Source organism: Sulfitobacter undariae (genome assembly GCF_014196805.1).
GTDB classification, from domain to species: domain Bacteria; phylum Pseudomonadota; class Alphaproteobacteria; order Rhodobacterales; family Rhodobacteraceae; genus Sulfitobacter; species Sulfitobacter undariae.
Genome location: NZ_JACIEI010000012.1, coordinates 60,123 through 85,977 on the forward strand (window position 1 = coordinate 60,123; position 25,855 = coordinate 85,977).

General features: G+C 54.2%; 19 protein-coding genes. 6 read left to right on the top strand and 13 right to left on the bottom strand.

Annotation, left to right across the window (positions count from 1 at the left end; all coding sequences use genetic code 11):
• Window positions 1-68 precede the first annotated feature (68 nt).
• The 8 genes from GGR95_RS14255 to GGR95_RS14290 all read right to left on the bottom strand — a co-directional run bounded on the left by GGR95_RS14255 (window position 69) and on the right by GGR95_RS14290 (window position 10,650).
• Window positions 69-3,173: a cyclic nucleotide-binding domain-containing protein gene (locus tag GGR95_RS14255; protein ID WP_184566999.1), complete on the bottom strand. Its 3,105-nt coding sequence runs from the start codon at window positions 3,171-3,173 to the stop codon at window positions 69-71.
• Between the two features lie 141 nt (window positions 3,174-3,314).
• Window positions 3,315-4,106, bottom strand: coding sequence for a polysaccharide deacetylase family protein (locus tag GGR95_RS14260; RefSeq protein WP_246423398.1), 792 nt, complete (start codon window positions 4,104-4,106; stop codon window positions 3,315-3,317).
• Window positions 4,096-5,238 (bottom strand): glycosyltransferase family protein, encoded by a 1,143-nt coding sequence (locus GGR95_RS14265; RefSeq protein ID WP_184567001.1) that lies wholly within the window; start codon window positions 5,236-5,238, stop codon window positions 4,096-4,098. The genes GGR95_RS14260 and GGR95_RS14265 overlap by 11 nt, the downstream gene beginning before the upstream one ends.
• The gene (locus GGR95_RS14270) at window positions 5,235-5,819 is read right to left on the bottom strand and encodes a histidine phosphatase family protein (RefSeq protein ID WP_184567003.1); all 585 of its coding nucleotides are present in this window, start codon (window positions 5,817-5,819) and stop codon (window positions 5,235-5,237) included. The genes GGR95_RS14265 and GGR95_RS14270 overlap by 4 nt, the downstream gene beginning before the upstream one ends.
• Entirely contained in the window at window positions 5,819-6,829 is a 1,011-nt protein-coding gene (locus GGR95_RS14275; RefSeq protein ID WP_184567005.1) for a glycosyltransferase family 4 protein, read from the bottom strand. The genes GGR95_RS14270 and GGR95_RS14275 overlap by 1 nt, the downstream gene beginning before the upstream one ends.
• A gap of 70 nt (window positions 6,830-6,899) precedes the next feature.
• On the bottom strand, window positions 6,900-8,135 hold the full coding sequence (locus GGR95_RS14280; protein WP_184567007.1) for a glycosyltransferase family 4 protein: 1,236 nt from the start codon (window positions 8,133-8,135) through the stop codon (window positions 6,900-6,902).
• Window positions 8,135-9,358 carry a glycosyltransferase family protein gene (locus GGR95_RS14285; RefSeq protein WP_184567009.1) on the bottom strand — a complete coding sequence of 408 codons (1,224 nt, stop codon included), beginning with the start codon at window positions 9,356-9,358 and terminating at the stop codon, window positions 8,135-8,137. Before GGR95_RS14285 ends, GGR95_RS14280 begins: the two co-directional genes overlap by 1 nt.
• 11 nt (window positions 9,359-9,369) lie before the next feature.
• Entirely contained in the window at window positions 9,370-10,650 is a 1,281-nt protein-coding gene (locus GGR95_RS14290) for a nucleotide sugar dehydrogenase (protein WP_184567011.1), read from the bottom strand.
• A gap of 192 nt (window positions 10,651-10,842) precedes the next feature.
• Between GGR95_RS14290 and GGR95_RS14295 the strand changes: the two genes are divergently transcribed.
• The gene (locus GGR95_RS14295) at window positions 10,843-13,263 is read left to right on the top strand and encodes a mechanosensitive ion channel family protein (protein WP_184567013.1); all 2,421 of its coding nucleotides are present in this window, start codon (window positions 10,843-10,845) and stop codon (window positions 13,261-13,263) included.
• Window positions 13,264-13,276: 13 nt separating this feature from the next.
• Here the strand turns inward: GGR95_RS14295 and GGR95_RS14300 are convergent, their stop codons facing one another.
• The 4 genes from GGR95_RS14300 to GGR95_RS14315 are packed head-to-tail and all read right to left on the bottom strand — an operon-like array spanning window position 13,277 to window position 19,125.
• On the bottom strand, window positions 13,277-14,431 hold the full coding sequence (locus GGR95_RS14300; RefSeq protein ID WP_184567015.1) for an ABC transporter permease: 1,155 nt from the start codon (window positions 14,429-14,431) through the stop codon (window positions 13,277-13,279).
• Complete coding sequence (locus GGR95_RS14305; RefSeq protein WP_184567017.1) at window positions 14,428-15,456, bottom strand: ABC transporter permease; 1,029 nt, start codon at window positions 15,454-15,456, stop codon at window positions 14,428-14,430. The genes GGR95_RS14300 and GGR95_RS14305 overlap by 4 nt, the downstream gene beginning before the upstream one ends.
• Window positions 15,453-17,363: an ABC transporter substrate-binding protein gene (locus tag GGR95_RS14310; RefSeq protein WP_184567019.1), complete on the bottom strand. Its 1,911-nt coding sequence runs from the start codon at window positions 17,361-17,363 to the stop codon at window positions 15,453-15,455. The genes GGR95_RS14305 and GGR95_RS14310 overlap by 4 nt, the downstream gene beginning before the upstream one ends.
• On the bottom strand, window positions 17,356-19,125 hold the full coding sequence (locus tag GGR95_RS14315; protein WP_184567021.1) for an ABC transporter ATP-binding protein: 1,770 nt from the start codon (window positions 19,123-19,125) through the stop codon (window positions 17,356-17,358). The genes GGR95_RS14310 and GGR95_RS14315 overlap by 8 nt, the downstream gene beginning before the upstream one ends.
• 399 nt (window positions 19,126-19,524) lie before the next feature.
• Between GGR95_RS14315 and GGR95_RS14320 the strand changes: the two genes are divergently transcribed.
• Window positions 19,525-20,949 carry a sensor histidine kinase gene (locus GGR95_RS14320; protein ID WP_184567023.1) on the top strand — a complete coding sequence of 475 codons (1,425 nt, stop codon included), beginning with the start codon at window positions 19,525-19,527 and terminating at the stop codon, window positions 20,947-20,949.
• A gap of 69 nt (window positions 20,950-21,018) precedes the next feature.
• Here the strand turns inward: GGR95_RS14320 and hemN are convergent, their stop codons facing one another.
• Complete coding sequence (hemN, locus tag GGR95_RS14325) at window positions 21,019-22,374, bottom strand: oxygen-independent coproporphyrinogen III oxidase (protein WP_184567025.1); 1,356 nt, start codon at window positions 22,372-22,374, stop codon at window positions 21,019-21,021.
• Between the two features lie 48 nt (window positions 22,375-22,422).
• Here hemN and fnrL point away from each other — a divergent pair, with 48 nt between their 5' ends.
• The 4 genes from fnrL (at window position 22,423) to GGR95_RS14345 (ending at window position 25,854) form a co-directional block, all read left to right on the top strand.
• The gene (gene fnrL / locus GGR95_RS14330) at window positions 22,423-23,160 is read left to right on the top strand and encodes a transcriptional regulator FnrL (RefSeq protein ID WP_184567027.1); all 738 of its coding nucleotides are present in this window, start codon (window positions 22,423-22,425) and stop codon (window positions 23,158-23,160) included.
• Between the two features lie 117 nt (window positions 23,161-23,277).
• The gene (gene ccoN, locus GGR95_RS14335; protein ID WP_184567029.1) at window positions 23,278-24,882 is read left to right on the top strand and encodes a cytochrome-c oxidase, cbb3-type subunit I; all 1,605 of its coding nucleotides are present in this window, start codon (window positions 23,278-23,280) and stop codon (window positions 24,880-24,882) included.
• Window positions 24,883-24,891: 9 nt separating this feature from the next.
• On the top strand, window positions 24,892-25,617 hold the full coding sequence (ccoO, locus tag GGR95_RS14340; RefSeq protein ID WP_184567031.1) for a cytochrome-c oxidase, cbb3-type subunit II: 726 nt from the start codon (window positions 24,892-24,894) through the stop codon (window positions 25,615-25,617).
• A 9-nt stretch (window positions 25,618-25,626) separates the two neighbouring features.
• Window positions 25,627-25,854 (top strand): cbb3-type cytochrome c oxidase subunit 3, encoded by a 228-nt coding sequence (locus GGR95_RS14345; RefSeq protein ID WP_184567033.1) that lies wholly within the window; start codon window positions 25,627-25,629, stop codon window positions 25,852-25,854.
• Window position 25,855 lies beyond the last annotated feature (1 nt).

The following is a 25,855-nucleotide window of genomic DNA, read 5'->3' on the forward strand; positions in this document are numbered from 1 at the left end:
GGATTAAACCATGTCGCAGGTGGTCCCTGTAGTTTGCTGCCCTAGCCATTTGGAGGGAGCGCCGAGTTTCATGTTGTGTCGCTTCCCAGAGGTCTCAATGCAGATAAATCCACACCTTGCATGGCAGCAATTTGATGGGTCTCACGCAGGGCTTCTGCGGTGGCATTGAGGTGGCCTGCAACGGTTCGCAAAAGGTTGGTTGCCACCGCGGCGTCGTTTTCGATCACGGCCAGCAACTCCTGCGCACCGATGCGTAAAAACACGCTGTCTTCGACCGCAACCAAATCCAAAGTGCGGTTTTCGTTTTGAATAACAGCCAGATCACCGATCAAGCGGCCCGGGCCGACTTCGGTGATAGGAATAGACATGCCGTCTGCCTTTGGCCAATACACCCGGGCCAATCCGGATACACAAATATATGCAGCATCGGCTTTTTGATTGGCTTTAAAGATGCTTTTTGATGCCTTTACTTCGTACCATTGACCACTGAACGCCAGCAGCCGCTGTTGTTTTTGGTCGAGGCCGCGGAAGGCTTCGGTCTTTGCAACGATGCGAAGCTTACGGTCCAAATCGCGACGGGCGTCATCATCAAGCGACTCGTTTGAGTGCTCCTCACCGCCAATTTTGCCATCCTCAATTTCGAAAAAGAGATCATAACCCGACGGGTCAACAAATTCTCGTTGGATGTAAATCTGGGTCGTGTCAGGCATCAAGCTGGCAAGGCTTTCGCGCATTTTTGCGCGGACATCTTTTTCCTGACTTGCGAATGCATTTCTCATAATCATGATGTCAGGTTTTTTGACCGCAGCACGGCTTAGCGAAACGCGTTCGCGGAACTCGGAAGTCAGGTTTTCGCCACCTTGGCTGACCACCATGTTGAGAATGGACTGGGCGGCCAATCGCCGTAGACCTTTTTCTTCAAGAACCTTGATGACAACATCTTCGACATCTTTGGTACGCGCACCCGCCATGCAAGATATTCCGCCATAGAGAGCGTTTTCCAAAACTGAAATGGCCGAGATGTTTTTCTGCGGGTCAATTGTCTCAAACAATCCATCCAGTTCGGCAACCATCTGTGCTGCGTTTCCGGCCCGAATTTCAAGTATTCTGTCTTTTAGAGCCGCTGGGAAGGCGGGCCCGATTTGCTCGGCAGATAAGGTGAACGGCACTGTTAGCATCAAAGCAAAATCTTCGGGCGGCAATGCAGCATTCCCAACCTTACGTCTCATCGCGACAATTTGGTTCAGCCGATTATAAAGCTGATCGTTCATGTTAAAGCGGCGGAACAAGGGATGGCTTGTATCGTCTGGGCCAAAGGTTGCATTTAACTCTTCGATGACGCTTGCAGCTATTTGTGCAAGTTCGTCGATCAATCCATGCGCGCGCAAAATATCAAAAAATTTCGTTTCCCGCGACAGCAGCTCTTGGGTTTGCGGTTGGGTTGGCATTGCATAGAAAAGGTTGCTGCCCAGTGGCACTACTTGATTGAACTTGGCCGGATCAAAAGGGAAGACAATGTCATCCAGACCAGCTTCGACAATGCGTTGCGCGACCAAGGGGCGAATTTGCACAATCGCATCTGCTAGGTCTTGCTCGGAATCAGGCTTTAATCGAGAGTTCAGCACACTGCGCACCATAAAATCATCGTTACCCATGGCTTCGACCAGTGTGAACCACCATTCGCGGATGTCGTCCATCGACTTGAAATTGGCGATTTCAGGCACGATCCAATCGGTGTTGTAAGGGTCCGTGCTGTTGCCTGTTATCGCGGCTTCTTCCTGCCAGAGCGTGACTTCCTCTGAAATGCCATTGGCAAACACAGGCTTGATCATGAAGGGCATAAACAGGTTTTCGCCAAGCGTGCCGTGAAACAGATAAGGCATTGAATTAACCGAGCCAATTCTGTTGGAAATGACGGCTTGGTGTAGTTCGTTCATGGCATAGCCCGCAACATTCACGGCACCGCGCGTGGGCAGCACCTCTCGTGTTAGCAGGTCTACAAGAGCCATTTCTGTGGTTTCGCTGTGGGTTTTAAACGCAACGCGGGCGCCTTGGGGAATAACCAGATTGATATCATCTAAAACGGTGTACCCCTCTTCATTCAGTACAGTCACACCGCGAAACTGGATCTCGCCGTCTAATTTGGGAATGGTATCGGGTGTGCCTTCGAACAACGAGGCATCAACGAGGGTTTTGAAGGTGAACTTCTCGGTTACAACTTCCCAACGGACCGCCATGTCCTGTAGCTGATTGTAGTAGTCCAGTACTTCTTTCCAAGGTGACGATAGGTCCTTATAGGCCGCCAAAGCCGCAACAAGAGCACCAACAGTGATTTCGCCGGTGATGGCAAGATAACCCCCGACAGAATAGAAAAAGAAAGGCGTCAACTGGTTGATGAAGTTGTTCAGGAACTTCATGAAGTATTTTTTTTCGTATATTTTCAGACGGATGCCAAACAAAATGCCCAGACGGTTGGAGAAGAGCGCCATCCTGTGCCTGATCCCTCCGTTGGTACGAATGTCGCTGGCTCCGGCGGCTGTTTCGCCGATCTCGGCGGATAGTGTGCGCACCTCTAGAATACGTGATTTGTTCAACAAGCTGAGCTGACGTTGCAGTTTCGGAATGATCCAAGCTTGCAGTGGAATTAGGGCGATGGATACCATGCCAAACCAGAAACTTTGCCCAAACAAAAACGCCAGAATGGTCAACATCTGCCCGCCTTGGAACAAGGGTTGCGATAGCATATCCCCCATCAGCCCGCCCATCGGCTCTGCCTCTGAGGTCACCATTGAAACCAGTTCGCCCTGACTGCTAGAGCGGAAAAACGGGCGGGGAAATCTGAGGGTGCGGGTTATGAGCTGAAACCGAAACCTTCGCAACAACCGCTCGGCCAAGACACCTTTCATGGTGTTGAGCCGCATTTTCAGCAATCCGTTTGCCAGCACTGCCAGCAAAAAGCAAACACAGAGGACCATCAGGAATTCAACTTGGGTTAAAGTGATACCCAGAAGAGTGATATCTTCACCTGTGCCGCCGATGGCGTCATTGATGATACGTTTAGGCAGTTCCAGTGACACATACAGCAGCGGGAAGGTTAGCAGAGTAACGAACAGGAGTATAATTTGACTGCGTTTCGAGTTTTTCCAGATGAACTGGAAGAGGCTCTTTTCCATCGTAAGTGTCCTTGAAACGAGAAGGTGTTGGTCTGTACGGGAATTATTTACCGAAGAACATCACCTTTCTTTGCACAGGTCGTAAACAACTGTCTGTATTGATCTAAACGGTCCGGCTTAATGCGGCACCTGATGTAGTTATCAAATTGGAAAATATAAGTTTTTTATTTTTGGTTGCGGCAGTTCACTTTTCCGCGTGCTTAGATTGATCGGCGTTGCACCGCCCTCCAAAAGCATACTCAGGCAATTTTTGGTGAAATCCCAGATGTCTTCATTATGCACCAGATGGTGGCTCAAAAACCCAAGCGGCTCAGCGGCATCTGTTCGTCCTGCGCGTCTATCTTGCAGCAGCGTGACAATTTGTTCGATGATGTGTTCAGGCGCGTGGAGACCTTGACCCCCGTGCCAGTTGATCGGGTCAATATGCGTGTTAATCTGAACTACGCCTGCTACCTGTCGTGATTTGCGCGGTGTGAACGTTGAAACACCTACATAACCTTGTGCTGAAAGCCCCTCCAGTACGCCTGTGTCGATGCGGTTCCATGGAGGGACAAACATAGCCAGTACATCCGCGCCAAAAAGGTGTTTCATTCTGGTCAAAGCGGCTTCTGTCTCGCTGCGCGCTTGGGAACGGGGCTGACCGAATTCGGCCTTTTTGGCCCCCACAGGGGCGTTGTTCTGGTGTGCCCAGCCGTGGACAAGCGGGATCATGATCTGCGTGTCTCGGGCAAGCTGTGCCAGCGCAGGTTTTGCGGCCTTCGGGATCACGGCAACATGGACAGGCAGCCCAAGGTCTTCACCGATTTTCAGCAGTCTGGTTAGCGCAGGTGTGGGTTCAATGGCATCATCGTCGCGCCACCAAAGTGGCAAAGCGCGCTTTTCAGAACGCCAACAGGAAAGCTCTGTTTGTAAGGGGGACCAGTCAATTTTCATGCTGTTTACGCCTTAAATCTCTTACGATCCTAACAGTTTCATCAGCACCGTCAAAGCCCGTCCGCGCTGGAATACCTGCGGGCGCAGCGGCCAATTGGGAAAGTGCAGTGCGTAAGCTGTCTGGCGTAAGGTCCTCATTTTTCACAACCGCGATTTGTGGAAGGCTTGCAAGTGCTTGCGCTCGAATTGTCTGTTCCACCTCGGAGCCCGCATCAAAAGGGATAAACACGGCCCGACAGCCGCTTTGTAAGACATCAATCGCGGTGTTGTAGCCGCACATGGAAACCGACGCCGCCGCGTGATGCAGCATGGCGCGGAAATCGGGACGGGCGGCTTCAACGGTGACATTTGCGGGTGCGGAAGCTTGGAGCGCAGCAATGCGGTTGGCGGGCTGACTGCCCCCTAGCAACAGCCGCCAGCGCCTGTCATCGCCGACGGCGGCTTGCATCGCGGTTTCAAAAATATGCGATCCGACATCGCCGCCGCCCGCGCTGATGATGATCTCATCTGCGCCCGCTTTTTGCGGATGTGGTGCGGCAGGAGGGGGGGCAATCAGCCCCGTGTAGTGCAACCGCTGCTGCAACGACGCCGTGACCGGCCATGAAAGATTAAGGGGCGTAAACTCAGGATCGGCATGAACCAAAACAGCATCGTAGTAGAGCGAGAGGATGTCGTGGGTTTTTTCGGCCTTTTGCGGGCTGGAGGGGGGCGCGAGGATGTCGCGTATCGAGGCACAGATCAGCGGCGGATCAGGTCGGGCTTTTGCTTCGCTCAACAGCGCAAGGAATTCTGTGCGCAGGGTGCGGCGGCCAAAGGGAAATAGCTCGGTAATCAGAACATCGGGGCGCAGGTCATGAAAATGCTGGATGAGCTGGGCAGTCCGTGCCTCGAGTACTGCTGGGTCCGCTGGCACGCCGTTGAGGTCAAGCAGACGTGTGAAATCCACGCCATCCGATCTTAGCGGGGGCATTTGTAGCAAAGGAACATCACCGCGATCCAACAGCGGCGACGCCATTCCACCTGACACCACCGTGGCCGTATGGTTTGCCCGCTGAAAAGCACGGGCGAGCGTCAATGCACGCGCCAAATGACCGGTTCCCAAAAGGTGAGTGACGACAATCATAATTTTCATGGGTTGCGGTCCTCCAGACGTAGGGGCTGCGGGTCAAGTTGCCATTTGGTTTCAGAAATATCCAAAATATAGAGCCTGTTGCGTTTGATCTGGAAGGGTGCGGCGCCGCTGAAATTCCATCCGCTTGCCTGCGCCATCAACACCCGCATGACGCCAATATGACAGACTGCAACGGTGTCTCGCGTTAACATCTCGGCCCATTTGAGCAAACGCGCGCGCATGATGGCGGGGCTTTCGCCGTCTGGTGGGCTGTAGTCCCAGCCCCACTCCTCAATATGGCGGAAACCGGATGCTGCATCAGCGACAAGGTCGCGTCCCATACAGCCTTCCCATTGCCCCCAATCCATTTCGATCAGGGCAGGATCAGTCATCGGCTCTCGGTCCGTAACTAATTTGGCAGTCTCAACGGCACGCAAAAGCGGGCTGGACCACAGATCGGCCTTGTCCCATGGTGCAGGCATGCGCAAATCGCGCAACTGCGCCCGCGCCGCATCGTCCAGCGGCACATCCGTGCGCCCTTGAATGCGGCCTGCGCGGTTCCACGCGGTGTGGCCGTGGCGCAAAAGGGCCAAACGGGGCATTAAAGGACACCCACGCGGGAAAGCCCGTCTTTTAGGACTGCGACAGCGGCTAGCAGCATGTGGTGTTTGGCAATATACGCCCGCGCAGCGCGGCCTTCTACGCGGCGCAGGTCTGTATCGTTCAGCAATTCTGACACCCGACTGGCAAGCGCTGAAGGGCCGTCAGACTCGGAGGGGTATTGTCCGGGGGCCAGCACTTCGCATACGCCCGGCCGGTTTTGCGCCACAACAGGCAGCCCAGCCGCTTGTGCCTCTAGATAAACATAGCCAAATGCCTCATTCACGCCGGGCCAGAACAGCAATGCAGCACGGGCATAGGCTGCGCTGAGGTCAGCATCTTTCAATTCCCCAAGAAAGGTTACTTTGTCCCCGAAGGGGGCCATCAACGCTGCTACTTTGGCGCGTGCAGGGCCGTCGCCTGCGATCTCAAGACGCCAAGCGTCGGTCGGCATCTGCTTTAACGTTTCCGCGATGATTTGATAGGAGGCGAGCTTGTCGCCTTCGCGCATCATCCCCACGCTTAGAATTGGGCCGTTTGGGCTGAACGGTGTGTCGGGTAGGGTGTCGCGGGTCAGGAAGGGGGGTAAATGGATCAGTTCTTGGGTGGGTAGCGCATTCTCGCGAAGCGCCTGCGCATCGCGTGCGGTGAGATAGAACATTACATCAGCCATATCGCAGGCTTGCTCGGCCGCTTTGGCAAATTGCGCCCACGGTCCTGTCAGCCGTTTCGCCGCGCGGGTTGCTTCGATCTGCAAATAAGGGATGCCAAGCGCTTGTGCGACGGGCCCACCGATGAGGTCAGGGGCTTTGTAGTAGGTGTGATACGTCACCCATGCGCGCCATCCTTCAGCGCGTCCGCGTGTGATCAGATCAGGCAGGGCGGCCTTTGCCTGTGTGATGATCTCTTGTTGCCGTTGCGCATTGCCTTTGCCATCGCGGCTGCGCAGGGTGCTGGCTATGATTGGCGAATGTCCTGCATGTTCAAGCGCCAAGATCAGCGCACGTGCCATGGCGCGATCTCCCGATGGCACGGGATGGTCCGCCGGTTTCATCGGAGCGTAAAAAGCCAGCTTCATCTTGCTACGGTGCCAGCATTGTGCGCAAGCGCTGGTCCAGTTGGGCAATACCGGGCGCCATGGTGAAGTGTTGGATCAATCGTTGATATGCTGCGTCAGCCAGACGGGGGCCAAGTGCCGGATCGGCGGCAAAGTCGGCGATGGTCTGTGCCAGCGTCTGGGGATCATCACTTCGCAGCAGGCCATGTGTGCCATCATCGATGAATTCGGGAATGGCAGAAACAGGTGTGCTCAGGATCGGCAATCTCTGGCTTGCCGCTTCCATTAGCACATTGGGCAGGCCATCGCGGTCGCCGTCCTCGGCAATGCGCGAGGGCAGCACAAACAGGTCACTCGCGCGCATCGCATCGATCACTTCGGGTTGGTCACAAGCGCCGCGCCATGTGATGCGGTCTGCAACGTCACACTCGGTGGCGCGGGCACGCATTTGCGCGTCCAACGTGCCGCCGCCGATGTGAACCCAATGCCAATCCAGCGCTTTGGGCAGCAAAGCCAGTGCATCAATCAGCTTGTCAAAGCCCTTTTTTTCGACCAACCGCCCCACTGACATGAGGCGCAGCGGTGCATCCACTTTGCGGTTTGCGCGATCGGGAGGGGTGGGGAAGCGGGATAGGTCAAGACCGTGATAGACAAGTTCGACACGGTCGGGGCGATCCGCCAGCCCCTGTAGGTACGTCGCGCCAAATGCCGTACAAGTCGCTCCGAATTCGGCACCATTGTGATCTGCTGACAGCTTTTCGCGCAACTCCCACTCGGGCGATGTCCAAATGTCTTTGGCATGCGCCGAAAATGACCATGGCAGGCCGCGCAAGATGGCCACATACCGCGCAACCGAAGCAGGCGTATGTAGGAAATGCGCGTATAGCCCCGAAATGTCTTGCGCCATTTCATGCGCCATCACACAGGCCTGTCCCCACCGCCTGCGACGGTTGGCGGTATCATCACGCGCAAGGTCACGGGCATAGGCCTCGGCTGCAGCATCAAAACCGGGTAATTCGGTGGCTGCCCCCATCGCCTGCGCTACGCGGCGCTGATCATTGCGCAGATATTCAGGCAGATACCGAACCGGTGCCTGTAGGCGGGCATGCAGGGGATGTATCTTGGTATCTGTCGGATGGCGCAGCGACCAGATGTCCAGCTCAAGTCCGGCTTCTTCCAGTGCTACAAGTTCCTGTGCGATGAAGGTCTCGGATAGGCGGGGCCACCCTTTGACGACCACGGCAAGGCGGGGGAGAGACATTACGTCTCTTCCCTGTTCATCAACGCATTGGCCCTCTGGATGACCACATCAAGCCCCCCCAGCAGGCCGTCGGCATTTGCTGCCGATGGTTTAGTTTGCTGTGGTAAATTGCGTATGGCGTCTATCATCGATTGCGGGGTCATGCCGTCGCGGGTTTCATCCAGCATCCGTATCAGTCCCATTTCCTCGGCGCGGCTGGCGCGCAGCCATTGTTCCAGACGTGGGGTAGTGCGCGGAACGATCACAGCGCGTTTGTCAAAAGACAGCACTTCGCAAAAAGTATTGTAGCCCCCCATACAAATCACACCTTCGGCACCGACAAACAGCGATTCAATGCGGCTGTCAAAACCAGTTGCGACAACCCTACCGTTTAACTTGGCCACACGTGCATCAAAGCCGTTTCGCACATCGCCCGATAGAAACGGCCCGTATACAAGCATCGCGTCAGGTTTCAGTGTGGGGTCTTGCTCATAGGCCGATAACACAAGCGACACCATTGCAGCACCGTCACCGCCGCCGCCGGGAGTGATCAGCACATAGGGCTTTTCTGGCACATCTGCCACATCCGTGATTTCACGGCGCAAATAGCCTGTCCAATGCATCCGCTCACGGGTCTTTTCGGAGAGAGGTAGTTTGTAGGTCGGGTCGTATACGTCGCGCATGCCGTAGACCCATATCTCGTCGTAATGCTCTTCTGTGGCACGCAAGGCCCCTTTGCGCGCCCACTCGGCGGCCAGAACCTCTGGCTCATCCAGGACATCGCGTAGGCCTAATACCGTGCGTGTGCGTCCGTGCTCATTCAGCCATTTAAGAGAGGGGAGCAATTCACCTCTAAAGCCAGTCGGTTCTTTGTCGACAATGAGCAGATCGGGTTCATAGCGTTCGATTGCGGTCTGTATCAGGCCAGCGCGTAATGAAGTTGTATCGTCGATCCCCATATCCAAGGTCTGACTGATGTACGTACCATCAGATAATTTGGTCACCCCGGGCAGGCGGATGTGATCGACACGTTCAGGAAAGGTGAAGCGGCCCGCCACGGGTGACCCCGTGAGGATCAGAGCAGATGTCTGAGGATCGTTCTGAGTGATTGCGGCAGCCAACGTTCTAGAGCGGCGCAGATGTCCCAGCCCGAAGGTATCGTGACTATAGAACATGACACGCCGTGCCGCCGCGCCTGTGCGGCGAGGTTTGGTAGCTGTAGTTTGATAGATTTTTTTGTCCATCGCTGTCGCCTTTAAAGTCGCAGATCGCTGCCGGATTTCCCAAACACACCCTTGATGTCAAACAACACAGCACCTTGTTTGCCCAAATCACGGACTGCGTCGCTGCCCATTTCAACAAACTCGCTATGACCCACGGCTAGGATGATCGCGTCATAAGTGCCGCGGTCGGGCGCATCTATGCCGTTGACGCCATGCTGGTCTTGCAGTTTTTGGGCGCCGACCCAAGGGTCATGCACATCGGCGGTGATGGAGTAAGAGGCGAGTTCGGATACGATATCGGCAACCCGTGTGTTGCGCGTATCAGCGCAGTTTTCTTTGAACGTATACCCCATGATCAACACCCGCGCACCGCGAACACCGATGTTGCGCGCCAGCATCGCCTTTACCATCGTTTGGGCCACATGAACGCCCATTTGGTCGTTGATACGTCTTCCTGCAAGAATGACCTGCGGGTGATAGCCCAGCTGCTCAGCGCGGTATGTCAGATAGTAGGGATCGACGCCAATGCAATGTCCCCCGACAAGGCCGGGGCGGAAAGGCAGGAAATTCCACTTGGTGCCGGCTGCTTCCAGCACTTCCAAAGTATCCAAACCCAGCCGTGAAAAGATCAGCGAGAATTCGTTGACCAACGCAATGTTCAGATCGCGCTGGGTGTTTTCGATTACTTTAGCGGCTTCTGCGGTTGCGATTGATGACGCGCGGTGCAGGCCTGCTTTGACGACGGGTGCATAAATGGCTTCTACACGGTCAAGTGTTTCATCGTCCTGTGCTGCGATAATCTTGACGACGTTCTCCATAGAATGTTCGGCGTCACCGGGGTTTACGCGTTCGGGGCTGTAAGCCAGTTTGATCTGGTCGCGCGGTTTCAGGCCACTGCCAGCGGCAAGGGCAGGCCCGCATACTTCTTCCGTGACGCCCGGGTAAACGGTGCTTTCCAAAATCACCATTGCGCCTTCTGTCAGATGGGGGGCTATGGTTGCGCAGGCACTCAGGATCGGGCCAAGATCGGGGGCCTTGGCATCGGTGATCGGGGTCGGGACGGCAATGATGAACACACTGCACCCCGCTAAATCAGCGGCATCGTAGCTAAATGTCATGGTGCTGCTGGTAACAGCGGCATCGGAAATTTCCCCGTTGGGATCAGTCCCGTTGCAAAGGGGGATCACCGCTTCGGGACGGGTATCAAAACCGATGACTTCGAAATTGTTTCGCGCCAGCGCAAGGGCCAGCGGCAGGCCGACATAGCCAAGGCCTAGTACGGCTATGCGTGTATCAGTAGCAAGGCGGGGCAAAGGTATATCCTTGAGGTCATATAGGTCCAAGTTAACCCCGCAGGGTCCCCCACATCATGACACCGAAGATAACAGGTGTAAACGTCTAGCGGGTATCAAGCGGGCCCCGTTGTCGCGGGGGCGTATGAATTGCAATGGCACGCTTGCTAGGTTAACCTTGGCTTAGGTCCGGTGACCTTTAATGGGGAAATCATGCGCGCCTACTTTATCTCTTTTTTAGTTCTTGTATCCTTTTTGTTTCTGCCAGCAGCAGGGCAGACGCAGGGACTTGGCGCTTTACTGCTCGATAGCACCCCGACAACAAGCCAGAGCAATTCGGATATCGACCTAATCATGCGCAAAGCCGCCGAGAATGGCGTTGGCGTGGTGGTGATCGATAGCACAGGCCGCGTCTTGGGCGATGTTCCAGAACCCGTGGAGGCGGTTGTCGGGGGTGAGGGGGATGCCGCTTCACCGTTGATGAAGATACAAAGCCGCGTGATCAAGTTGCGGACAGCTCTCATCGAGAGGGTGTTGTCGCTTCCTACGGCTTTCAACGAAGTCCTTTTTATCCTGCGTGCAGCCAGTCCAGACGGGACGCTCTGGGCCTTTGGGAATGCGCTTTTGTTAAGCCTTTTGTTGTTTGGTGTAGGTGGATTGGTCGAACATGAAATCTACGGCAAACGCCTGATGAAAAAATGGACCCTGCGGCGTATTCAAGATGCCCCGCAGGGATACATCGAAAAGATGCCTTTCCTTGTTTTCCGCTTTGTCGTTGGTGTGGGCGGTATTCTGGTCTCTATGGCGGTGGCCTATGTGATCGGGGCGGTCATCTATGGCCCGCTAACAGACACGGCGATGCAATTTACCGTCACGCTCATCAACATCGGCTACTTTACGTGCCGCGCTGTTGCAGGGCTGTCGCGCATGATTTTGTCGCCGTTTCTACGGCAGTACCGCATTCCTATCCTGAATGACCGCGAAGCCAAACGCCTGCATCGGTGGTTGTGGATGGTGACGTCGCTCAACATTTGCGCAATTTTGTTTGGCATTTGGATTGGTGAGCTGGGCTTGAACTATGACGCCTATGCCTTCTTTGCCTCGGCGCTTTCGGCCAGTTTGGTATTGTTGAACATGTTGCTGGTATCAGCAAACCACCGCGCTATTTCGCGTGCGCTGCGTCATGGCAAACCGCTGGCTGACTGTTCGTTGATTGTGCGTATCCTGTCGCGGGTTTGGGCACCTGTCGCTTTCCTTTATGTGGTTTTTGCGTGGTTTGAGCTGACGATTGATCTGGTCTTGGAGAACCCCAGTTCGGTGCCGCTGATTGCGGGGGCCTATGGCATCCTCCTTACGATTGTCGTTGTTTATGGGTTCCTCAATTACTTCATTGAACGCTGCTTTGTTCGCGCACATGCGATGCGGCGCTTGAATGCACCTGATGGCAATGCGCAGGCGGGGCTTTCTGCTTCGGCGGCCCCTGACAGTTTTCAAACGGCGCAGGACCCCGACGCTGAATTGGATGATGCCACCGATGAGCGAGATGAGGCAGCCAGTGCCGGTGCGATGGTACACCGCCGCTATCTGAATACATTCGAAGAGCTGGCGCGCAGAGTTGCTGGCATCCTGTCTTTTGTGGCGGGCGCTTATGCGTTCTTTTACATCTGGGACAACGACGGTGCCAGAATGGCCGAAAACCTTGCTGACCGCCTTTTGGATATCATGGTCATCATCTTCATCGGTTATGTGATCTATCATGCTTTCCGTATCTGGATCGACAACTTGATAGAAGCCGAAGCACCAGAAGAGGAAGAAGTGGAATTGGGCGATGAGGGCGGAGGTGGCAGCGCCAGCAGGCTGGGCACGCTATTGCCGCTCTTTCGCAATTTCACGTTGATCGTTGTGATGCTTACGATCGTATTGATCGTGTTGATGGATATCGGCGTCAACGTAGGTCCGCTGTTTGCGGGTGCGGGGATCGTTGGCATCGCGATTGGTTTTGGCAGTCAGGCGTTGGTGCGCGATGTCTTTGCGGGGGCGTTTTTTCTGTTCGATGATGCTTTCCGCAAAGGAGAGTATCTGGACGTGGGCGAAGTGAAGGGAACGGTCGAAAAGATTTCGGTGCGATCCTTTCAATTGCGCCACCATCTGGGGGCCTTGCACACCATTCCCTTCGGTGAATTGCAGGTGATCACCAATTACTCCCGCGACTGGGTGATGATGAAATTGCCTTTGCGGGTGACCTATGACACCGATGTCGAAAAAGTGCGCAAACTGGTCAAAAAGCTGGGCCAAGAACTACTGGACGACCCCGTCATTGGGAAAGATTTCATCCAGCCGCTGAAATCTCAGGGCGTGATCGAAATGCAGGACAGCGCGATGATTATTCGGGTCAAATTCATGACTAAACCGGGCGATCAATGGTTGGCGCGCAAGCGGGTATATGAGGAAATTCGTTCGCTGTTCGAACGCGAAGGGATCAAGTTTGCGCATCGCGAAGTGACGGTGAGGCTTGCCGATGGCAAGGCCGCTGATCTGTCCGAAGAGCAAAAGAAAAACATTGCTGCAGCAGCACATGCATCGCTGGAAGAAGATTTACTGGACGGCGAGCAGGGCGGCGGTGACGACAGATAGATTTTGGCCCAGTTCAGCTTTTGTATGGGTCAAGTGATGCGCGCAACCCGTCGCCCAAAAAGTTGAAGGCCAGCACAACCACAATGATCGGCAACATCGGGATCGACGTCCACCAGTAGATTTCGATGCTTGCAAGGTTCTGGGCATCATTCAGCATGACCCCCCAACTGACGGCAGGTGCGCGTAGGCCAAGGCCAAGATAGCTGAGCGCCGTTTCACCGAGGATCATCGCAGGTATGGACAGTGTCGCGCTGGCGATCAGATGGGACATGAAATTTGGAAGCATATGCCGGCGGATAACCCTGCTAGGCTTTGCGCCCATCATTTCGGCTGCTCTGACGTATTCCTCTTCGCGCAAGGACAGGAATTTGGCCCGCACGGAACGTGCTAATCCGGGCCAATCGAGGATGCCTAGAATAACAGAGATGATGAAAAAGACAGCGACAGGCCCCCAATTGGACGGCACCGCAGCCGAGAGCGCAAGCCAGAGCGGCAGTTCGGGGATGCTGCGCAGTATTTCGATCATGCGGTTGATGATCCAATCAGGCGTCCCGCCCAAATAACCTGCGATCGCACCAAAAGTAATTCCGAGCACAAAAGACACCGATATGCCGATCAATCCGACAGTCAAAGACAGCTGCGCACCATATAAAATGCGGCTGAACATGTCGCGGCCCAACCGATCAGACCCCCACAAAAACACACTTGCACCTTCGGGCGCACAGACAAGATGGGTATCAGAGGGGAATAGCCCGAACAGATTATATGTGCCCCCTTTGCAGAAAAACTTTAGGGGCAGGGGGCGCGTTTCATCGGTGGTATAGGTCCACCGGAAATTCTCCAGATCGGCTTTGGCAGTGATCGGATAAACATAAGGCCCAATAAACTCCCCTTCGTGCCACAGGTTGATGCTCTGCGGAGGGGCGTAGAGGTAATCGGCGCTTCGCTCGTTTGGGGTATAGGGGGCAATGAAACCTGCGATGGGCAGGATCAGATAGCAACACAGTAGAAAGATGCCTGAAATCAGCGCAAGTTTGTGCCGACGGAATTTATGCCACATCAATCGCCAAGCAGGCGCATCCATATCCGCACGTTCTGGGGAGGATATGTCGGCATCATCCACCCAAGGTGTTGGGTCGACAAAGCGGTTGGAGGGTTGGATGCTCATGTGCCCCGACTTCCATAGCGAATACGTGGATCAAGCAGCACCAAAAGCATGTCAGATATCATTGTACCGATCAAGGTGAGCAGAGCCACAAACATTAAGACAAATCCTGCCAGAAATTGATCTTGGGATTTTAGTGCGGCCAGTAGGTAAGGCCCGATTGTTTGCAGGCCCAACACTACTGACACCAGAACCGATCCTGAAACCATCGCGGGCAGCAGGTTTCCGATGTCTGCAACAAATGGATTGAACGCCACGCGTAGCGGGTACTTTGCCAACAATCGCCCGGGTGCTAACCCTTTGGCCTTTGCGGTTTCGACATAAGGCTTGTGCAATTCATCCAGCATGTTTGCACGTAAACGTTGCATCATCGCGGCAGCGCCTGAGGTGCCGATCACAAAGGTGGGCACAATCATGTGCAGCAGGATAGATTTCACCTTTAGCCACGACATCGGTTCCCCCTCAAATTCAGGTGACATCATGCCGCCGATGGGAAGATCAAAGTGCTTTTGACCATAGTAGAAGAGGATCAACGCCAATAGAAAGTTCGGCGTGGCCAGCCCTAAATAGGCGATGAATCCCGCTGTATAGTCGGCCCATGTTTCGGCCTTGGCGGCGGCCAAAACGCCCAATGGAAGCGCCACAGCATAGACAAACAGCACTGCTGCTAGATTGAGTAGCACCGTCAGCCAAAGAGCATCACCGACGATTTCGCCTACTGGGCGGTCAAATTCGAATGACCAGCCAAAGTTGCCTTGTATCAAACCCGAAAACCCCGACGGACCGGGCGCAAAGCCGGCCCAGATCAGGTATTGCTCCCAAAGGGGGCGATCTAATGCGTATTCTTTGCGCAAAAATTCGGCCTTGGCGACGCCGTCCGCCTGACCGGTGGCGCGCAACTCGGCTATTTGATTGGAAAGGTAGTCGCCGGGTGGCAAGTTGATAATGACAAATATCAGTATCGAGACCACCCAAAGCGTAAGCAGCATAGTGCCGAAACGGTACAAAGCATATCGCAGGAACATCATTGGATTACCTGCTGGTGAGGGTTTTCAAAGTAGAATTCGTCGATCCTGTGAATGCCAAAATGCGCACCCGGCTCATATGCCCAAATGCCAGTTTCTGGTACATTTCGCAGCCTTTTAGAGACGACAATCGGCTGGGGGGCTTCTGATAGAATACCTATGGCAAAGACCTGGTTGGCGTGAATGCGGAGCATTTCGTTCCAGACATTTTCGCGTGTGGAATTGTCCGTGGCGTGGTTCCAATCTTCGGCCAAGGACATCAGCCGGTTGGGCGCATCGCCTTCAGGTTTTTGCCCAAATTCACCTTTGGATTGATAATATTGCCCCCACATGGGCCATGCAAAGAACTCCTGGTTGGTCGGCGCGAGGTAACTCGGAGAGGTTTCCGCTGTCGGCAGCCCGTTATCCCAGCCGAACCATACAGAAGCCATGGTTTTGCCCGCATAGACGCGATTGCGCAGAATGTTCCGATCCAGTGGGCGCATGACCAGTTTGATTCCGATCTCTCGCCATGTGTCTGTGATAATCGCCAATGCGTTTTCAACTTCTTGGCGCTCGCCTGCGGTTTCGATCACAAACTCCATCGGGCGGCCATCAGGCAGCTTGCGCAAACCCGAAGAGGTGCGCTCGGTCAGGCCCATCTCGTCAAGCAGAGCGTTGGCTGCGTCTATGGAATAGCCGCAAAACGCGAGGAAATTATCGCTTTTAAAGAGTGAGCTTTCGGAAAGCGCAGTCATGCCGCCTTCTTGGGCCAGCCCGAAATATAGCGTGCGGTTGATCATTCGGCGGTCAATGCTGAGGCTGAGGGCGCGGCGGAATCGGACATCACGCATCACTTTGCGCCAGACAACGTCGGCAAAATTCAGGTTCGGATAGATTGCAATCTGGCTGGCCGCCCCATTTTGCCACAGCAGAGTTTTATAATCCCCGCCATCTGCCTCGCCTTTCTTGAGGATCGAAATATCAGGAAAGTCGAGACCGCGTGCTTGCAGGTCAACTTCTCCTGCGTTGGCTTTGGCCGCGATGAGGCCGCTGTTCACAACTGTCATCTCAACCGTGTCGATATAAGGCAGTTGCACACCGCGTGCGTCAATGCGGTGATAGTAAGGGTTGCGCACAAAAAGTTGTCTCGACGATCCTGCCTCGCTGATATTCATCCACGGTTGTAACGTCGGTTGATCAGGGTTGTCGAATTTATTCATGCTGTCGCGCTTGTTGTGCAGTGCGGCCCAGCTGTTGACGCGAGCTTCGGCGACTGCGGTTTCAAGAGTCTCGGGATCGGCGTATTTTTTGTGAAATTGTTTGAGGTAATGGGCGGGGCGGTAAATGAAAGGGGGGCTGGCTTGGGCGAGTTGCAGCAAAAATTCTGCGTTTGCAGTGGGCCATTCAAAAATCACCGTCACGGCATCCGGAAAACGCACCGTTGCCAGTACGCCGTCGGCATACATGAAAGTTGGTGGGCCGGATGGGGTGATATCGGGGTCATTCACCACGTTTTCCCACCAGTATCGGAAATCTTGCGAGGTGAAAGGCGCGCCGTCCGACCAGCGGTGCCCGGGTCGTAGCTGGAACGTGAATTTCCTGTTCTCGATCACTTCGACATTGCGCAAGATGTCAGGAGCAAGGGAGTAGTCGGGGGCGTAGCCGACCAGACGTGCATAGCCATAAGCCGACATCAAACGCACGTCTTTGGAGCGTGAAACAAGTGTCCGTAAGTTGCTGCCTTGTGTGCCGAAATTGCGCCCCTTGGCCTCCAGATCGACGATAAGAGGAACCTCTGGTAGCCGTTCGGCGATAGGGGGAAGATCGCCGTTGTTCACTTCCATTGCCCAAAAAGAAGTTTCCTGAAGGACAGGTGCAGCAAGCACTGGATTGGCCAACAAAAGGGCCAGCGCTAAAACTCTAAACATGACAGCGCACCTTATGGCCGGGTTCAATCTCGTGCAGGGCGGGTACGGATGTGCCTTCAAAGCGGAACATTTCAGGCCAGCTTGAGGGCGCACCAGCGCCTTGAGCGACTTGATCGAGGTTTATCGGTCTTGAAATATCGGGTTCGGGTTGGGCCGCAATCAACGCCTTGGTGTACGGGTGGCGCGGATTGTAAAAAAGCGTGCTAGGGGGCGCCTGTTCTACGATCACACCTTGCCGCATCACGGCAACTTCGTCGGCAATACGGGCAACAACTGCCAGATCGTGACTGATGAACAAATAACTCAGGCCCGCACGAGATCGAATTTCTTCCAACAAAGTAAGAATTTGATGCTGCACCGAGACATCCAGCGCCGATGTAGGTTCATCGCAGATAAGCAGCTTGGGGTTGAGGGTAAGGGCGCGGGCGATTGAAAGGCGTTGGCGTTGGCCGCCAGAAAACGCATGGGGATAGCGCGTCAACATATCAGGGCTCAGGCCCACCAGCTCCAACATTTCTGCCGCTTTGTCACGCCGCTCTGCGCGTGTGCCGATATTGTGGATGTCCAATGGCTCGGTCAGGGTGTCGCCTATCCGCATCCGAGGGGAAAGTGAGGAGTAGGGGTCTTGGAATACCATTTGCGCCTGACGCTGAAAGGAGGTGCGCTGCCTGCCCGTCAAATTGTGTACCGGCAGCGGAGGCGCATTCGGCTCGGGATAAAACAGAACTTCGCCGCCGTTATCTGGCGTTTCTGCCCCCAGCGCCAAACGTGCGCAAGTTGTCTTGCCAGACCCGCTTTCCCCCACCAAAGCCAGCGTTTTGCCCCGCTCCACCTGTAGGTTAACATCTTTACAGGCAAAAACTGTTGTCAGTTCGCGCCAGCCTGTTGTGCGCAACGTGAATGTTTTACTGACATTGCGCAGCTCCATAATCAAGTTTTCATGCGCTGGTGCGCGTGCTGGCGTAGCAACCTTGGGGATCGATGTAGCTGCCGCAAAAAGCTTGCGGGTATAGCCGTGCCGGGGGTCGCCTAAAACGTCGGCGGCTTGGCCGCTCTCCATGATGCGGCCCTTGTTCATGACGACAACTTGTTGGGCCATATTGGCAACTACGCCCAAGTCATGCGTGACCAGCAGCACGCCCATTCCGGTTTCGGATTGTAGTTTGTTAATCAACGCCAGCACTTGCGCCTGCGTGGTCACATCCAGCGCAGTGGTGGGTTCGTCCGCGATCAGCAAATCAGGTTTGGCGACCATCGCCATGGCGATCATGGCACGTTGGCGCATGCCGCCTGACAATTCGAACGGATAGCTGCGCCAAACACGTTCAGCATCTGAAAAGCCGACGTGCTCAAACTCTTGGAGGACCATACGTTTGGCCTCTGATCGCCCCATCGAGCGGTGAATGCGCAGCACCTCGGCCACTTGATCTCCCAGCCGGTGCAAAGGCGAAAGCGAGCGCATGGGCTCTTGGAAAATCATCGAAATTCTGTTGCCTCTGATCTTGCGCAAGGCTGGTTCGGGCATGCCCAGCAGATCGATAGCACCTTTTGCGTCATCATAGATAATCTGGCCGCTACGGATTTGTGCAGCTTCCGGTAAGATACGCAGAATGCTCCGGCAGGTCAGGGTTTTGCCTGACCCACTTTCTCCCACCAAAGCAAGCGTTTCACCTGCCTGCAAGGAGAAGCTGACATCCCGCACGACAGGATCGGCATTGCCAAAACCGATTGTCAGTGCGTCAATTTCCAGCAGTGGTGTCATGGATTTCCTGTTCTCTTTCCGCTCACTGGCGGTTTCAAGATAGAGTGAAGCCGATTTGTGTAGGGGCGTCCAGTGTTGGGGCGTAGTTTCGTGCTAATCATGTCCTTAATAGTCCCGACATGTTGTGGTTTTAAGCGAATGGGGCGTGTGATCAGAGGTTTGGACGTCTTTGTCGATCGAATGGGTGTCGTAACGCAGGTGGGGAACGCTGCGCATCTGTGGCGCGGTGCAATGGTTTGCCATCTCGTTCTATAGGTCACGTCGTGCAAAAGTGGCTCGAACGGTAAGCATTTCTGAGCCAAGACAGCTTATCTACCGAATATTGCGGCAGGCATTAACTAAGTATTCATTATTGCAGGAGAAATTGACGTAGTTGTGTTTGGTGAGGTGTGCTGTAGCATGTTCAAATTCTTACGTCTTTTGCTCGCAGCTTTGGTTTTACTGATGGCTTCGGCAGCGGGTTGCGTTTTGTCGGCCAGTGAAGTGTTCGCGTGGGCGCCATGGAGCGCTGAAACGCGTGCTTCTTTATCGGGCTTGCCGCCTGCAAATATCGCGATGGTGTTCGGCTTGGTGGCAGTGGCATTGACGGGTTATGCTGCAGGGATTGGCCATCGTTCAGCCAGTGCTAAGGAAGTTTGTGCATCTGGCGGGGTCTTGTTTAAGGCCATGGATCAAATGCAGGGCGCGGTTGTTACCTTTGATCGTGAAATGAAAGCAACTGATTGGAACAGCGAATTTGTTGGGCGATTTCCGACTTTGGTCCCCCATCTGGAGCAGGGCGCAACCCTTGAGAGACTGCTCAGCCAGGCATGTAATACCTGCGTTTTTAGCCCAAAACTGGGTTTTGATGCGGTCGAAACATGCATTGGCGATTTGGTAACCAATTTGCAAAGCGGGGATACTGTCCAGCACACTGTGCACACCCCGTCGGGCAGTACATTTGATTTGGTCCTGTTTCTGCTGGCTGCGCAGCAATATGGGGTGATCTGGGTCGATGTGACAAAGTTTCATCACCAACACGCGGATATTACCGCGCATAATCGCGTATTGGAGCAGACGAACCAACAACTCTTGGCGTTTTCAAAAATGGCGGTTCATGAACTGAAGGCACCTTTGAAACAGCAATCTGCTTTGTTGGGGCGCATGTCGGAGGAGATCGCAGATGCCAAGCTGGGGCTGTCAGCCGAAGTACAAAGCCAGTTTGCGATGCTTGCTAAACTGTCCACACGTATGGACCTGCTGGTAAGTGGTTTGCTGGATTACACGACCGTTGATCTGGGACAAAAAAAGGCCGAGTGTTTTTCCCCGAATGCACGACTGGAGGCTATCGTTGCGCGTGCTGCGATCGGGCCGCACATCAAGGTAGACATTAAGTCGGACATACCCCCAGTACATGTAGATCCGGTTTCTTTTGATCTGGTCATGCAGCATTTGATTACAAATGCCGCATGGCATCATGATAAAGTCATGGGGGGCATCGTGCTGCGTGCGTATCGCAATCAAACCGATGTTGTGATCGAGGTCGAAGATGACGGAACGGGAATAGCACCATACAGATATGACGAGATGTTTGAGCCCTTCACGAGGTTTTCGCATGCGGCGGGAAACGGACTGGGGCTTGCGCTTGTTAAGAAGGTTGTCACTTCATGGGGCGGTACGGTGAATTTACGCTCCACTTTAGGGAGCGGGAGTGTCTTCTCGGTGAGTCTACCTGCCGCGGCTCACCCGATTGAGGTGCTTGGCGGTTTGCCGCATGAATTAGAGAGAAACCTGTCTGCAATTTGTGCGTTGCCAATTCAAACGGATGGGGTTGGAATGGCATGATGTTGCAGCACAGTACCGCATAATTTGCCTCAAGTCTTTGCAGGACAGCACGACGCGTGCGGTGGATTTCTAGATCGCGGAAGAATGTGCGGTTTGTTGTGTTGTGCGATCATCCAGATATCCGGCGATAACCCTCACCAATGGATAGGCTGCTGGTTTGAGCTCCAATCCCTTGCTGCTGATGAAAAATACATCCGAAAATTTTTGCATCAATGACACGGCCATCGCGCGAATATCGGCGTGATATGTCGGGAACGCCTCTCCCAGCGCGGCTTCGTTAAATATGAAGCGGCACATCAGGTCTTCGATGACTTGAGCCATCATCCTATCTTTGGTCGACATCGCAAAGCCTTTGAAACTTGCAAACCCGTTGGCTTCTATCCGTTCTTGATAGGCAAATGTCGCGGGCGTATTTTGGGCATACCCCTGAGGGAGTTTTGAGATAGCCGACGCGCCAAATCCCAGCAAGATTTGGCTTTGATCGTCGGTGTAGCCCTGAAAGTTGCGGCGCAACATGCCTGTGGTACTGGCGTGTGCCAAGCTGTCATCAGGTAGGGTGAAGTGGTCAATGCCAATCGCCTGATAGCCGTTTTCAGTGAACACCCGATCGGCGGCAGCGGCGAGAGCTAAGCGCATAAGGGTATCGGGTAGATCGTCGGGTTTGATCATCACTTGGCGTTTGGACATCCATGGCACATGCGCATAGCCGTAAATCGCCAACCTATCGGGTTGCAGAGCCAGCACGTGATCCAGAGTGCGGGTGAAACTTTCGAGGGTTTGGTGGGGAAGGCCATATAAGACATCCAGATTGAGGCTGCTCACATTTTGTTCGCGTAAAAAGAGAATAACGGTTTGGGTTTGTTCCAATGTTTGGGGACGGCCGATGGCCTGCTGCACCTTTTCGCTAAAGTCTTGCACGCCCAGACTCGCGCGGGTCAGGCCGAAATCAATTAAGGTTTGCAACAGATCGGGTGCGGCTTCAGTTGGGTCAATTTCGACCGAGAATTCAAAATCGGGTGCGTGTGTGAAGGCCGCAAAAACACAACGCAAAAGTTGAGTCATCGTTTCCGGAGAAAGAATCGTTGGCGTGCCCCCGCCTAAATGCAGGCGGGACATGTTCACAGTATCTGGCAAGCTACGGCGCACAGCCATAATTTCTTTGCATAAAATTGTAACATAGGCATCCACAGGGCGCATGGTTTTTGTGCCTTGTGTCCGGCAGGCGCAAAACCAGCACAGGCGTTTGCAAAAGGGAATATGGATGTAGATTGACACATCCGTACCGTCTGGCACGGCTTGGAGCCAGTCCTGCTGGTTACGTTGGCCCGCGCCTTCAACAAAGTGATTGGCAGGTGGATAGCTCGTGTATCGGGGTACACGTGCGTCAAAAAGGCCATGTCGGCGAAAGGTGTCGATATTACTCATGGTTGTGTTTAGGATGGCATGGATAAATAAACTTTGATGCAGATCAACATGAATACAATTCCTAAGCTAAAGACAGAAATGCGTTGCGATAGCTGCCCGATACGCCACCGTGCCGTGTGCGCGCGCTGTGACGCGGATGAGCTGTCGCTGCTGGATGCAATTAAAACCTACCGCAGCTTTTCAGCAGGCGACCCTATTTTGTGGCGTGGTGAGCCGGTGGAATTCTTGGCATCGGTGGTGAGTGGTGTTGCGACGCTGTCGAAAACACTTGAGGACGGGCGCACCCAGATGGTGGGGTTATTGCTGCCCTCTGACTTCATTGGCCGTCCGGGTCGCATGGAAATCGCGTTTGACGTAACCGCGACAACTGATGTTGTCTTGTGCTGCTTTGATCGCAAGCCTTTTGAAAAGCTACTGATGGAAACGCCGCATATCGCGCAGCGCTTGATGGAGCTGGCGCTGGATGAACTGGATGCAGCGCGTGACTGGATGCTGTTGCTGGGACGTAAAACGGCCCGTGAAAAAATTGCCACATTTATTGAACTGCTTGAGCGCCGTTCAAATTCTGATGCGGCGCAGCGTATTAGAACACTGCCGCTGCCCATGACCCGCGACCAGATCGCAAGCTACTTGGGGCTGACGCTTGAAACGGTCAGCCGTCAGTTCAGTTCTTTGAAAAAAGAAGGCGTGATTAATTTTTCGGATCGCCGCACGCTGACGATATGCGATTTGCCTGCTTTGCAAGACGCGACAGGAAATGATGCTGATGGCGGTTTGCCCGCGTAACTGACGCGATAATTCAGAAACTTGATTTAGATCAAAGTCCGATACCGACCACCCAAATAGAGATGCCCTGCGAACAGGGGTATCTTTTGGTGCCTCTCTAAAATTGAGGGCACATTTATGGATTACGTCAAACTTATATTACTAGGTTTAGTCACCGTGATCGCCGCAATCGGGGCCAGTTGGGCCCGCGATCTGGCGTATCAGGTGCATGCCGTTCTGATTATGTTCATCGCTGCGGGCATGTTCATCTGGGTCTTGCGCAACGTTGATGAAAAACCAAAGGCAGCCGAGCCGGACAGCATCTATTTTGATGGCGTGATCCGTGCTGGTGTTATTGCAACGGCTTTCTGGGGCATCGCGGGTTTTCTGGTAGGTACGTTCATCGCGTTTCAATTGGCCTTTCCCGCGCTGAACTTTGATTGGGCCCAGCCTTTTACCAATTTTGGCCGTCTGCGCCCGCTGCATACATCGGCGGTGATTTTTGCCTTTGGGGGTAATGCGCTGATCGCGACGTCGTTTTACGTTGTGCAGCGTACCAGCGGTGTGCGCCTGTGGGGCGGCAAAGCGGGGTGGTTTGTATTCTGGGGGTATCAGCTGTTCATCGTTCTGGCGGCGACCGGCTATTTGCTGGGGTCTACACAGTCCAAAGAGTACGCGGAGCCAGAATGGTATATTGATATCTGGCTTACCATCGTTTGGCTGACCTATCTGGCCGTCTATTTGGGCACGATCTTTAAGCGCCGTGAAAAGCATATTTATGTGGCCAACTGGTTCTTCCTCAGTTTCATCATCACTGTCGCGATGCTGCATGTGGTTAACAATCTCAGCATCCCGATCAGTTTCTGGGGCTCCAAATCCGTGCAGGTTTTCTCGGGTGTGCAGGATGCGATGACGCAGTGGTGGTATGGTCATAATGCCGTGGGCTTTTTCCTGACGGCGGGCTTTTTGGGTATGATGTATTACTTTGTACCAAAGCAGGCCGAGCGCCCTGTTTATAGCTACAAACTCTCGATCATTCACTTTTGGGCGCTGATCTTTCTCTATATCTGGGCCGGACCGCACCACTTGCATTATACTGCTTTGCCTGACTGGGCGACGACGCTTGGCATGGTGTTCTCTATTGTGCTGTGGATGCCCAGTTGGGGGGGGATGATCAACGGCCTGATGACGCTGCAAGGCGCATGGGACAAGCTGCGTACCGATCCGATCATGCGGATGTTTGTTCTCTCGCTCGGCTTTTACGGCATGTCCACATTCGAGGGTCCGATGATGTCGATCCGCGCTGTGAACTCTCTCAGCCATTACACAGATTGGACAATCGGCCATGTGCATTCTGGCGCGTTGGGCTGGAACGGTATGATCACATTTGGCGCTCTCTACTTCCTGACGCCGCGCCTGTGGGGCCGTGAAAAGATGTACTCCATGTCGGCCATCAACTGGCACTTCTGGTTGGCGACGCTTGGCATCGTTCTTTATGCGGCATCCATGTGGGTGTCGGGTATCATGGAGGGCCTGATGTGGCGCGAAGTGGATGACCAAGGCTTTCTTGTGAACTCTTTCGCGGACACCGTAAGCGCGAAGTTCCCGATGTATGTTGTGCGTGGCTTGGGCGGCGTGATGTTCCTCTCTGGTGCGCTGATCATGTGCTGGAACATGTTCATGACGATCCGTGGCGCAAAACCGGCTGCCGCATCCGTCCCTCACGCAACACCAGCGCAATAGGAGCTGATCATGGGATTTCTTGATAAACACGCAGTACTAGAGCGTAGCCCGACCTTGCTTTTGACCTTTTCCCTGCTGGTGGTGACCATCGGCGGGATCGTTGAAATCGCACCTCTCTTCTGGCTCGAAAACACGATTGAAGAGGTGGAAGGGGTGCGCCCCTATAGCCCACTAGAGCTGGCAGGCCGTGACATCTATGTTCGCGAAGGGTGCTACAATTGTCACAGCCAGATGATCCGCCCCATGCGCGACGAAGTCGAACGCTACGGGCATTACTCATTGGCGGCGGAATCGATGTATGATCATCCGTTCCAATGGGGGTCCAAACGCACGGGCCCTGATCTGGCGCGGGTCGGCGGGCGGTATTCGGACGCATGGCATGTGGATCACATGAGCGATCCGCAATCCGTTGTGCCTGAAAGCATCATGCCGAAATATGCTTTCCTTTCGCAGACGCGCATTGATGGTGAGCACATCGAAGATTTGCTAAAAACCCACCGTTTTGTCGGTGTGCCGTATTCTGATGCCCAGATTGAGGCCGCGTATAGTGATTTCAGGGTTCAGGCGGACCCTGATGGCGACACGGATGGTTTGCTTGAACGGTATCCAGGGGCGGCGATTGCCAACTTCGATGGTCAGCCGGAACTGACCGAGATGGACGCGATGATCGCTTATCTTCAGGTCTTGGGCACGATGGTTGATTTCTCAACCTTCACCCCAGACGCAAGCCGATAGGAGGATATGATGGATACGTATTCAATCTTGCGCGAATTCGCTGATAGCTGGGTTTTGTTGGGCATGTTTGCTTTCTTCATTGGGGCAGGCGTTTGGGCTTTTTTGCCCAGCCAAAGAAGCGCACGTGAAGATGCCAGCCTAATCCCTTTTCGCAACGAAACGCCGGTCAAAGCCTGCAAGGATAATTGCGAAAAATGCAAAAGCGCAGCTTCTTCCTTTGATCAGAAAGGGACCTGAA